The following is an 11,341-nucleotide window of genomic DNA, read 5'->3' as shown; positions in this document are numbered from 1 at the left end:
ATCTGGGACATATCAGTGGCGTTTTCAAAATGGGGTCAGGTCCGCGGGACCAGACCCCGATGCTGCAAAGGACGGCTCCGTTCTCCCCGCGCTTTGGATTTTGCGATGACGCGGTTATGATGAGACGCTTTTTTAATAAAAATCTCACATATTGGAGTGCTGCGGATGGCGACGGTGTCAAAGGCTGAACCAAAAGAGATCACGATCCGCGGCATTGTCCTCGGCGTGGTCATCACCCTGATATTTACAGCGGCGCAGGTTTATCTCGGCCTGAAAGTGGGCCTTACCTTCGCCACATCGATCCCCGCCGCGGTGATTTCGATGGCGCTGCTCAGCGCCTTCAAGGACGCGACGATCCAGGAAAATAATATTGTCCAGACCATCGCGTCGGCCGCCGGCACGCTGGCGTCGGTGATCTTCGTGCTGCCTGGCCTGCTGATGATCGGCTGGTGGGCGCACGTGCCGTTCTGGCCCACCTTCGGCTGCTGCGCCGTCGGCGGCGTGCTCGGCGTGATGTACACGATGCCACTGCGGCGCGCGCTGGTATCGCAGTCCGACCTGCCGTATCCGGAAGGCGTGGCCGCGGCCGAAGTCCTGAAAGTGGGGATGTCCTCGCGCAGCGGCGCGCAGGAAGGCAAGGCCGGACTGTGGGCCGTCATCTGGGGCAGCATCGCATCGGCCGCCTTCGCAGCCTTCGCCGCCGCCAAGCTGATCGCCGCCGAAGTGTCGGTCTACTTCCGCGCCGGCCAGGGCGCCACCGGCATCGGCGCATCGAGCTCGCTCGCGCTGATCGGCGCCGGCCACCTGATGGGCATCACCGTCGGCATCGCGATGCTGGCCGGCCTGGCGATCGCCTGGGGCGTGCTGGTGCCGATGATGACGGCAATGCAGCCGGCAGCGGCGAGCGTTTCCGCCTCCGACCTCGCGCAGGGCGTATGGAGCAGCCAGGTGCGCATGATAGGCGCCGGCGCGATCGGCGCCGCCGCAATCGTCACCCTCGCCAGCCTGGCCAAGCCCGTCATCGGCGGCCTGCGCTCGGCGATGGCCGCCGCGCGCCACGCCAAAACCGACGGCGCCGTGATCGCCCGTTCGGAACAGGACCTGCCGATCTTCATCGTCGGCCTGGTCACCCTGATCTCGATGGTGCCCGCCGGCTGGCTGCTGGCGGCATTCCTGCAAGGCGGGCCGCTGGCCAGCCTGTCGGTGCCGCTGGTGGCCGTCGGCGTCGCCTACATCCTCTTCGCCGGCATGTTCGCCGCCGCGGTCTGCGGCTACATGGCGGGCCTGATCGGCTCCTCGAATTCGCCCGTCTCCGGTATCGCCATCCTCACCATCCTCGGCGCGTCGCTCAGCGTCGGCATGGTCGCGCGCCACACGATCGGTCCGGACGTCGCCCAGGCGCTGGTCGCCTTTGCCCTGTTCGTCACCACCGTCGTGCTGGCGGTGGCGGTGATCGGCAACGACAACCTGCAGGACCTGAAGACCGGCCAGCTGGTGGACGCAACGCCGTGGAAGCAGCAGGTCGCCCTGCTGGTCGGCGTGGCCGCCGGTTCGGCCGTGGTGCCGCCGGTGCTCGAGCTGCTCAATCGCGCCAACGGCTTTGCCGGCGCGCCGAACCTGGAAGCGATTTCGTCGACCCCGCTGGCGGCGCCGCAAGCGACGCTGATATCGACGCTGGCCAAGGGCGTCATCGGCGGCAACCTGCCGTGGAACCTGCTCGGCTACGGCGTCCTGATCGGACTGGCCCTGGTGGTCATCGACTACGTGCTGAAAAAATCGAGCAATGGTAAATACAGCCTGCCGCCCCTGGGCGTCGGCCTGGCGATCTACCTGCCGAGCGCGGTCACGCTGCCGGTGGTGGTGGGCGCCGTTGCCGGCTACCTGTTCGAACGGTCGGTCGAACACCGCACCTTCGGCGAAGCGGCCAAGCGCATGGGCGTGCTGATCATGTCCGGCTTCATCGTCGGAGAAAGCCTGTTCAACGTTGCGCTCGCAGGGCTGATTGTCTCGACCGGCAAGGGCGAGCCGCTGGCAATCACCAACGGCTTGAGCGAAGCCCAGGCGATGATGATCGCCACCGTTCTTGGCGCGGCGATGGTCGCGGGACTGTATCGCTGGGCGGCGAACAACGCGCAACGCGTCCAGGCGTAAGCTGGCCGCCGGTCCGCCGGACTGGCCCGCATCTCGGGTAGAATGGACCATCTTTTTTAACTGGCCATTCTTCCCGCCCGATGATCAACTGGATTGCGCGATGGTTCAATCGATCGGCCGATGAGGCGCCCAGGCCAGCGCCTGCGCCGGCCGCGCAGACCCCGCAACCCGAGCCGGCGCAGCATCCTGCCGGCATCCCCGCCTTGTTCTACCGCTGGCTGGCCGGGCCGCCCGGCGCCGACATCCTGCCTTCCACGGAACGCCTGATCCTCGACGAATTCGCCCGCCTTGTGGACTCGCCTGAAGCCGGCGCCGACCTGGTGCCGCGCGTGCCGGCGGTGATCCCGCAACTGCTGCGCAGCCTGCGCGACGAATCGATGTCCGGCGCCGACCTGTCGCGCCAGCTGGCGCAGGACGTCGTGCTGGTGGCCGAAGTGATCCGCGAGGCGAACAGCCCGTACTACAGCCCCGCCGCGCCGATCAGGAACATCGAAGCGGCCGTCCTGCTGCTCGGGCAGAACGGCATGCGCATGCTGCTGGCGCGCGTCGCGTTCCGTCCCATCATCAACAACCAGTCCGGCCCGTTCGCGCTGCAGGCCGCGCCTCTGGTCTGGCGCCAGTCCGAGGCGTGCGCGATGGCGGGCAGCATGCTGGCGCCTCGAATGGGCGCCAATCCGTTCGAGGCCTACCTCGCCGGCTTGCTGCATCACGTGGGCCTGATCGTCGCGCTGCGACTGATCGACCAGATCTACACCGGGCCCGCGCTGCCGCAGTCCGACGACTTCGGCGGGCCACTGGTGGCGAACGCGCGCGTGCTGTCGGCCCGCATCGCGGCGCTGTGGGAATTCCCCGCGTCGGTCTGCAACGCCATCGTCGATGCGGGGCAGCCCGACGCCGCGCCGCTGGCGCAGGTCCTGGCGCTGGCCGACCACGTGGGCATGCTGCGCCTGCTGGTCGACGCGGGCGTCATCGGCGCCGACGATCCCGCGGTACTTGCCCTCGCCGCCGATGCGCGAGCGGTCTTCGATAAACTCAGCACCGAGGAACATTAATGCCGTTTCAGATCGAGAACAAGCTGGTGATCGGGGTCGCGTCCAGCGCCCTGTTCGACCTGACCGGGTCGCACCAGGCATACCTGGATGGCGGGCCGGAAGAGTACCGCAACTTCCAGGAACAGCATCTGGACGTGATCCTTGAAAAAGGCGTCGCCTTCCCCTTCATCCGGCGCTTCCTGAACATCAACAAGTGCTTCCCGCGCCAGTCGCCGGTCGAAGTGGTGCTTTTCTCGCGCAACTCCCCGGAGACCGGCTTGCGCGTGATGCGCTCGATCGCCCATTACGGCCTCGATATTTCGCGCGCGTCGTTCACCACCGGGAAGTCGCCCTACGCCTATCTGCCGGCGTTCAATACCTCGCTGTTCCTGAGCGCGAACGAGGAAGACGTCAAGAACGCGATCGAAGCGAACTATCCGGCCGGCCTGGTGCTGCCGTCGAAGATCGCCGACGACGATGACGACATCGAACTGCGCGTCGCCTTCGACTTCGATGGCGTGATCGCCGACGACGAGGCCGAGACGGTGTTCAAGCAGAACGGCCTGGACGAATTCCACGCCCACGAGGCGCTCCACGTGGGCCGCCCGCACCAGCCAGGCCCGCTGGCCGACATGTTCCAGAAGCTGGCGCTGATGCAGCGGATGGAAGAGCGCATGGAAAAGCGCGACCCGAACTACCGCCGCATCCTGCGCATCGCCATCATCACGGCGCGCAGCGCGCCCTCGCACGAGCGGGTCATCACCACCCTCAAGAGCTGGGGCGTGTCGGCCAACGAGACCTTCTTCCTGGGCGGGATGGACAAGGCGCGCGTGCTGTCGGTGTTCAAGCCGCACATCTTCTTCGACGACCAGCTCACGCACCTGAAGTCCTCGCCGGGCGGGACCATCCCGATGGTGCACGTGCCCTTCGGGATCGCGAACCGCCGGACTTAGGCCCGACACACCCGGCCGATCGCAGCGATTCGGCGAGCCAGTCGGGCGCCCGGTTGAGCGCTCTCAACAAGTGCCAGGCGCACTCAAGCATACTTCCCTTGGGCCACCCCATGTCTGAACCAGGCTTTTTGGTGCGCCCATTGAAATAGCGGGCATCTCGGCTCGCGACCTTTGCCCGGCACCTACCAGTGGATCCCATGGCCTATTCCGAGTATTTGCACAGCGCCTATGCGAGAACGCGCGCGCTCGGCATCCCGGCCGAAACGATCCGACACGGCGCCGGGCCAATTCCTGTCGAAACCTTGTTTGACGCCGTTGGAGGCTTGGCGGATCTGACCCGGCAGCTGGCAAAGGGCATCTCCACCTCCAGCACCTGCGACGTGGCGCTCGAGTGCGCGACAGTGTCGGTGGCTGCAAAACCGCGGTTCGAGCGCGCGATCCAACGTGAAATTGTTCTCACGCTTGGATCGGCGGAGTATCAGGGCATCCCGATCCTGTCGGCCGATATCGAAGACATCCAGGAAATCCGTCGGCGCGCCAATTATCACGTGTGGTGGTCGCTGGGGGCAGGTCAAATCGTCGACATGACCCTGATGGTTCACCTCGCGCTGTTAAAGAACGCCACGCCACCGCGCATCCTGCCGATTATCGGCTCGCCCGACGATATCCCTCAAATCAAATGGCGGCCATACCTGGTGGGAAGCGCGGTCCTCGAGGCATTGACCAGCGAGCCGTACCCCGTCCTCGCCCGCTGAGCGCTTCTGCCCGCGGCAACTGGTCAAAACATCCAGCCACGCCCGCCCTGCGATGCAATCACGCCTCTCCGATAAACGCAAGATGCGATATCTTCGCCGCCGGCGCCAGGTCTCCCTGCTGGCCTCCCCCATGCGCGGGGGCGCCAGCGGCCACCCTGCCGACGGTCTCCGGCGAGATCGACGCCCACTCGGACACCAGGCTGGTAACGCTTTTCAGGAGCGCACTGTGTTCATTCTGCGTCGCGATTGCGGCGCCGAGCTGATCCTCCAATTGCTGGGTTTTGGTGACCAGCGCCTCTCCAGGTGGCTCGACGCCGACCGATGTGAATTTCTGCATCAGCGCCTCATGGGCGTCCTTGAACCCGCTGATTTTCGACGCGAGGTCCAGAAAGGCGGCGGCTGCCTCAGCGCGCTCCGCATCGGTGATCTTTGCGCTGGTCGCCTCTCCCTCCAGTGCTTTTTGCTTCTTCTGAAGCATGCGCAGGGTATCGAAATAGTTGAGCATGTACTGTTTTTTGACTGCGGTTTCCATTTTCTCGCCTCCTCTTATTTTGATTCTGAGTCAGATGCATCAACTTCCGCCTTGGCTATCTCTTCTTTCTCCTTCTCCACGCTCGCCTTGACGGCTTTCCAAAAGGCGAAGAATTCCGCCCTTCGAATCCCGCCGCCAAGCTCTTTTCCCATCTCCGCAAGCGCGGTCTGGGCGGCGGACGTCGATTCCTTCGTGGTTGGCAGCGGCGTCAGCAGAGCGGCGACCGCAGCTTCATTCTGGGCAGCGGCATTGACGTACGCGGCGTCTTCGTCGGCCAGTGCGTCCGTGCTTGCCAGCAGCGTGTCCAGGATGCGCGCGGTCGCCCTGTCGCCCACGGCAGCGCGAATGCGCATATCGCGCTTTGCAATCTTTTCGACGGCCGCCAGCGCATCCTTTTGCGCGCGAAGGGACGCGCTCCTTGCGTTCAGCGAATGCGTTTCGATTCGGCGGAAGTCCGCCAGTGAAGTCTCCAACTCCGAGATGAGCGCAACGCCGTGATTCGCTTCGTCAAGCGCCACTTGCTGTGTCTTGCAGCCGCCCAGGACAAGGCCGAGCGAAACCATCATGAGCAGTCGAATCATCAGTTCACCCCTTTGCCGATCCAAAGCATTGCCGCAGCGGTGACGAAGGCCGCGACATCCTCTTTCTTGATGCCCATTTCACCGAAATCGCTCATCTGGTCGACCACCGACGTGACCAGCGTATTCCATTGGGCGATATTGCCTTCGGCGTGGGCCAGCGCCCTTTCGTATTCGAGCGCATTGAGTTGATATTGAATCTTGCTGACCGACGCTTCCAGGCGCCCCTTTGAATCAAGATAGAGCGAAGCCGCCTTGAGCACATTCGCCTTGGCCTCAACGAGCTTCATTCCATCTTTTCCCGAGGCCTGCCTGTCGTCCACGGGCTGAAGGGCTTCCGACAAACTCCAGGCCAAACAGGGATCGCAGTGGTTGGTCAGGAAGTCGTAGGCGTCCCGGATTGCCCTCAGGCGCTCGAGTTCCCACCTGAACTGCTCGCGCAGCAGGCTTGCTTTCGTCAACTGAGAAGCGACATCGCGCGCCGCGGCGTCGGCTCTGACATTTTCCAGGTTCTTCATCAGCACCAGGGGCGCCAACCGCGGTTTCTGTGCGTCTGCAAGCGCGACATTCGCGCGATCGATCAAGTCGGGGAACTGCGTCAAGATCTTCGCCGCAGTGGTGGCGTCGTCCGGCGCCTTACCGGTCTCGCGCGATTTCTCCACCGTCGCGACCAAATCGTTCAAGGACTTGACGCGCGCGTCGGAAATGAATTTGGACGAAAAGGCGTCGGGCAGCTTGTCGATTGCGCCGGCCAGGGATTTCATGCGCTCAAGCGCGGCGTCGACCTTATCGCGCGCGCCTGTCGGATTCTCCTGCAATGCCTTCATTGCCGTATCGAGTTCCTTGGCGGCCGCGCGATAACGATTGCGCTGGTTAGCCCCTGCCTTTTGACTTGCTTCCAGCGATGTCGAGGCTTCATTAATTGCAGCCATCTTCGCTTTCAGGCTGCCATCGAGCGCCGCCTTGACATCCGCAGTCGCGTCCACAAGGAACCTGCAGGTCGTATCCGCGCGCATCCAGGCCGCGTCGATGAATTCACCCTCCGCGCGCGGGTGTGCCTTGATCCACTCGGTCAGCGATTGGTCCGCGGTCCCGTCGATAATGCTTGCGCATGACGGCATTTCAAGCCCAAAACGCGTGAACTCGCCTTCCACGATTTTCAGGAAGCTCTGTTGCTCCACCTGGTCCGCGAGCGCAGCCAGCAAAGTATCGGCCTTGCTGGCATCCGCGGCATCGCTGCCCTCGCTGCCAATCAGCAAATGCAGGTCGTGCCGGATAGGTTTGAGCAGGGTGTTTTCAATCGGGCCACCCAGCACCATGGTCAATGCAGTCCGATCGCGCGCGGCTCGCTTTAAAGCGTCTTCGGTGCGCAGTTGCTCGGCCAGTAACGCTGCCTCGTCCTTGCGCGCCACGGTGAGTTGGCCCGCAAGGTCGACTTTTTTCCAGGCCTCTTTAGCGGAAATGGCTTGTTTGTGGCGGGTCTCACTGTACATTGCGCACCCCGGTAAGGACAGCGACATACCGACGACAAAGCCTGCAAGAAATACGCGTGCAGCGAGTATCCGCATACCACTTCTCCGGTAGACAATCCACAAGTCACTCAAGCTCTCTCAGAGGTAACGCGACGCTCGGACGCATTTGAGAGAATGCCGAAAATCACTTGCCAATCTACCAGAAAATATTGCCAATACATCAATCATTGATAATAATATTCCGAATTCCGCACACCGTCCAACGCCGGTCTTCAATGGTAACGCGCAAGGGGTGGAACTATAGAAGCACACTCGATGACGGTCCGATCCGGAATGACGAATGCTCAGTGACGAAGCGAGCAAGGGATTACGACTATAATTAGTCACCAAAGCCCATCGTTTTCGCCTCCTGCATGCCCTTCGATTTAAAGAAATCCCTTCCCAAATCCGGCACCCGTTTCGCGCTGCCGGCCCTGTACGGCTCGTCGGACGCGTACGCCCTTGCCGTAGCTGGCCTGGAACTGAAGAAGAACAAGCAGATGCTGACGGTGATCGTTGCCAGCGCCAGCGACGGCCAGCGCCTGCTCGACGAAATCCCGTGGTTCGCCAACGACCAGCTTTCGTGCCACCTGCTGCCTGACTGGGAAACGCTGCCCTACGACGCGTTCTCGCCGCACCAGGATCTGGTGTCCGAGCGCCTGGCCACGCTGCACGAAATCCAGAACGGACAGTGCGACGTGCTGGTGGTGCCGGCCACCACCGCGCTGGTGCGCCTGGCGCCGCCGTCCTTCCTCGCGGCCTACACCTTCTTCTTCAAGCAGGGCGAAAAGCTCGACGAAGCGAAACTCAAGCAGCAGCTGACGCTGGCCGGCTACACCCACGTGTCGCAGGTGATGTCGCCGGGCGAATACTCGGTGCGCGGCGGCCTGATCGACCTGTTCCCGATGGGTTCCGCGCTGCCGTACCGGCTCGACCTGTTCGGCGACGAGATCGAAACCATCCGCACCTTCGACGCCGACACCCAGCGCTCGCTGTACCCGGTGCGCGAAGTGCGCCTGCTGCCTGGCCGCGAATTCCCGATGGACGAGCCGGCGCGCACGAGCTTTCGCAGCCGCTGGCGCGAGCGCTTCGAGGGCGATCCCTCGCGCTCGGTGGTGTACAAGGACATCGGCAGCGGCATTGCGTCGGCCGGCATCGAATACTACCTGCCGCTGTTCTTCGAAGAGACGGCGACCCTGTTCGACTACCTGCCGATGGAAGCGAGCCTGGCGCTGGTGGGCGACATCGACGGCGCCATCAAGCGCTTCTGGACCGACACGCAATCGCGCTACCGCTTCCTGAAGGCCGACCGCGAGCGGCCGATCCTGCCGCCGGACGAGTTGTTCCTCAGCGACGAAGGCTTCTTCGCGCTGGCCAAGCCGTTCCCGCGCTGGGTGATCGGCAAGGACGCCGACTCCGCCCCGTCCGAACTGTCGGCGCCGATCCCGAACATCGCGGTCAACCGCCGCATCGACGATCCACTGGCCAACCTGCGCGCCTTCCTGTTCCAGAACGACTCGCGCGTGATGATCTGCGCCGAATCGAACGGCCGGCGCGAAACGCTGCAGCAGTACTTCAACGAGTACAGCCTGGACGTGGCGCCGGTCGAAGGCTTCGAAGGCTTCCGCGCATCGAGCGCGAAGCTGGCCCTCGGCGTCGCGCCGCTGCAGGCCGGCTTCGAGCTGTTCGAGCAGCAGACCGGCAACCTGGTGTTCATCACCGAGACCGAGCTGTATGCGGGCTCGGGCCGCCGCGTGGGCAAGAAGAAGCAGGAAGGCGCGACTCAGGTCGAGTCGATGGTGCGCGACCTGTCGGAGCTCAAGATCGGCGACCCGGTGGTGCACATCAACCACGGCATTGGGCGCTACATGGGCCTGACCAGCATGGACCTGGGCGAAGGCGAGACCGAGTTCCTGCACCTCGAATACGCCAAGGACACCAAGCTCTACGTGCCGGTCGCGCAGCTGCACGTGATCTCGCGCTATTCCGGCGCATCGCCGGAGGACGCGCCGCTGCATTCGCTCGGCTCGGGCCAGTGGGAGAAAGCCAAGCGCAAGGCGGCCGAACAGGTGTGCGACACCGCCGCGGAGCTGCTCAACCTGTACGCGCGGCGCGCGCTGCGCCAGGGCCATTCTTTCGAGTATTCGGCGCACGACTACCAGAATTTCGCCGACAGCTTCGGCTTCGAGGAAACGGTCGACCAGCAGGAAGCGATCAACAATGTCATCAAGGACATGACCAGCGGGAAGCCAATGGACCGGCTGGTATGCGGCGACGTCGGCTTCGGCAAGACCGAAGTGGCGCTGCGCGCGGCCTTCATCGCCGTCATGGGCGGCAAGCAGGTGGCGATCCTGGCGCCGACCACGCTGCTGGCCGAGCAGCATGCGCAGACCTTCGCCGACCGCTTCGCCGACTGGCCGGTGCGCATCGCCGAGCTGTCGCGCTTCCGCACCGGCAAGGAAATCAACAACGCCATCAAGGGCATGGCCGACGGCACGCTCGACATCGTCATCGGCACCCACAAGCTGCTCTCGCCCGACGTCAAGTTCACCCGCCTGGGCCTCGTCATCATCGACGAGGAACACCGATTCGGCGTGCGCCAGAAGGAAGCGCTCAAGGCCCTGCGCGCCGAGGTGGACGTGCTGACCCTGACCGCCACGCCGATCCCGCGCACGCTGGGAATGGCGCTCGAAGGCCTGCGCGACTTCTCGATCATCGCCACCGCCCCGCAGAAGCGCCTGGCGATCAAGACCTTCGTGCGCAGCGAGGACGGCTCGGTGATCCGCGAAGCCTGCCTGCGCGAACTCAAGCGCGGCGGCCAGATCTACTTCCTGCACAACGAGGTCGAGACCATCCAGAACCGCCTGGCGATGCTGCAGGAGCTGCTGCCGGAGGCGCGCATCGGCGTGGCGCACGGCCAGATGCACGAGCGCGACCTGGAACGCGTGATGCGCGACTTCGTGGCGCAGCGCTTCAACATCCTGCTGTGCACGACCATCATCGAGACCGGCATCGACGTGCCGACCGCGAACACCATCATCATGCATCGCGCTGACCGTTTCGGCCTGGCGCAGCTGCACCAGTTGCGCGGCCGGGTCGGCCGTTCGCACCACCAGGCCTACGCCTACCTGCTGGTGCACGACGTGATGAGCCTGACCAAGCAGGCGCAGCGCCGCCTCGACGCGATCCAGCAGATGGAAGAACTGGGCAGCGGCTTCTTCCTGGCGATGCACGACCTCGAGATCCGCGGCGCCGGCGAGGTGCTGGGCGAGAACCAGTCCGGCGAGATGCTCGAAATCGGCTTCCAACTGTATTCCGACATGCTGCACGAGGCGGTGCGTTCGCTCAAGGCGGGCAAGGAGCCTGACCTGGCGGCGCCGCTGGCGACCACCACCGAGATCAATCTGCACGTGCCAGCGCTGCTGCCGTCCGACTTCTGCGGCGACGTGCACGAGCGCCTGTCAATCTACAAGCGGCTGGCCAACTGCAACGAGGCCGGCAAGATCGACGACATGCAGGAAGAGCTGATCGACCGCTTCGGCAAGCTGCCGGAGCCGGTGAAAGCGCTGATCGAGACGCACCGGCTGCGCATCGCCGCCAAGGCCGTGGGCATCGTCAAGATCGACGCGCATGGCGAAGCGGCCAACCTGCAGTTCATGGTCAATCCGCCGATCGACTCGATGCGCATCATCGCGCTGATCCAGAAGAACCGCCACATCAAGCTGGCCGGGCAGGACAAGCTGAAGATCACCGCGGCCATGCCGGACCTGGCTGCGCGCGTGACGCAAGTGAAGCAAACCATCAAACAACTGCTGGCGTGACAAACAAAT

The 11,341-nt window shown here is 64.0% G+C and carries 8 protein-coding genes; 5 read left to right on the top strand and 3 right to left on the bottom strand.

What is annotated here, in order from left to right; genetic code table 11:
* Positions 1 to 165: 165 nt before the first annotated feature.
* The 4 genes from Q4S45_RS07780 (at position 166) to Q4S45_RS07765 (ending at position 4,890) form a co-directional block, all read left to right on the top strand.
* Positions 166 to 2,151, top strand: a complete 1,986-nt coding sequence (locus Q4S45_RS07780; RefSeq protein ID WP_305510678.1) for an OPT family oligopeptide transporter — start codon at positions 166 to 168, stop codon at positions 2,149 to 2,151.
* 80 nt (positions 2,152 to 2,231) lie between these two features.
* A complete protein-coding gene (locus tag Q4S45_RS07775; RefSeq protein ID WP_305510677.1) occupies positions 2,232 to 3,203 on the top strand; it encodes an HDOD domain-containing protein in 972 nt (323 codons plus the stop codon).
* Positions 3,203 to 4,135, top strand: a complete 933-nt coding sequence (locus Q4S45_RS07770; protein ID WP_305510675.1) for a 5'-nucleotidase — start codon at positions 3,203 to 3,205, stop codon at positions 4,133 to 4,135. Before Q4S45_RS07775 ends, Q4S45_RS07770 begins: the two co-directional genes overlap by 1 nt.
* A 197-nt stretch (positions 4,136 to 4,332) precedes the next feature.
* A complete protein-coding gene (locus tag Q4S45_RS07765) occupies positions 4,333 to 4,890 on the top strand; it encodes a hypothetical protein (protein WP_305510673.1) in 558 nt (185 codons plus the stop codon).
* Positions 4,891 to 4,948: 58 nt separating this feature from the next.
* Here Q4S45_RS07765 and Q4S45_RS07760 read toward each other — a convergent pair whose 3' ends face one another.
* The 3 genes from Q4S45_RS07760 to Q4S45_RS07750 are packed head-to-tail and all read right to left on the bottom strand — an operon-like array spanning position 4,949 to position 7,568.
* Positions 4,949 to 5,422, bottom strand: coding sequence for a hypothetical protein (locus Q4S45_RS07760; protein ID WP_305510671.1), 474 nt, complete (start codon positions 5,420 to 5,422; stop codon positions 4,949 to 4,951).
* A gap of 14 nt (positions 5,423 to 5,436) precedes the next feature.
* Entirely contained in the window at positions 5,437 to 6,003 is a 567-nt protein-coding gene (locus Q4S45_RS07755; RefSeq protein WP_305510669.1) for a hypothetical protein, read from the bottom strand.
* Positions 6,003 to 7,568 (bottom strand): hypothetical protein, encoded by a 1,566-nt coding sequence (locus Q4S45_RS07750; protein ID WP_305510668.1) that lies wholly within the window; start codon positions 7,566 to 7,568, stop codon positions 6,003 to 6,005. The genes Q4S45_RS07755 and Q4S45_RS07750 overlap by 1 nt, the downstream gene beginning before the upstream one ends.
* Before the next feature lie 317 nt (positions 7,569 to 7,885).
* Between Q4S45_RS07750 and mfd the strand changes: the two genes are divergently transcribed.
* On the top strand, positions 7,886 to 11,332 hold the full coding sequence (mfd, locus tag Q4S45_RS07745) for a transcription-repair coupling factor (protein WP_305510666.1): 3,447 nt from the start codon (positions 7,886 to 7,888) through the stop codon (positions 11,330 to 11,332).
* Positions 11,333 to 11,341: the final 9 nt, after the last annotated feature.

Source organism: Massilia sp. R2A-15 (assembly GCF_030704305.1).
Lineage (GTDB): Bacteria > Pseudomonadota > Gammaproteobacteria > Burkholderiales > Burkholderiaceae_D > JAFCUW01.
This window is presented reverse-complemented; position numbering and strand designations above follow the sequence as displayed.

Coding starts and splice junctions, on each gene's coding strand:
- Q4S45_RS07780 (WP_305510678.1), top strand. CDS start 166: ATGGCGACGGTGTCAAAGGCTGAACCAAAAGAGATCACGATCCGCGGC.
- Q4S45_RS07775 (WP_305510677.1), top strand. CDS start 2,232: ATGATCAACTGGATTGCGCGATGGTTCAATCGATCGGCCGATGAGGCG.
- Q4S45_RS07770 (WP_305510675.1), top strand. CDS start 3,203: ATGCCGTTTCAGATCGAGAACAAGCTGGTGATCGGGGTCGCGTCCAGC.
- Q4S45_RS07765 (WP_305510673.1), top strand. CDS start 4,333: ATGGCCTATTCCGAGTATTTGCACAGCGCCTATGCGAGAACGCGCGCG.
- Q4S45_RS07760 (WP_305510671.1), bottom strand. CDS start 5,422: ATGGAAACCGCAGTCAAAAAACAGTACATGCTCAACTATTTCGATACC.
- Q4S45_RS07755 (WP_305510669.1), bottom strand. CDS start 6,003: ATGATTCGACTGCTCATGATGGTTTCGCTCGGCCTTGTCCTGGGCGGC.
- Q4S45_RS07750 (WP_305510668.1), bottom strand. CDS start 7,568: ATGCGGATACTCGCTGCACGCGTATTTCTTGCAGGCTTTGTCGTCGGT.
- mfd (WP_305510666.1), top strand. CDS start 7,886: ATGCCCTTCGATTTAAAGAAATCCCTTCCCAAATCCGGCACCCGTTTC.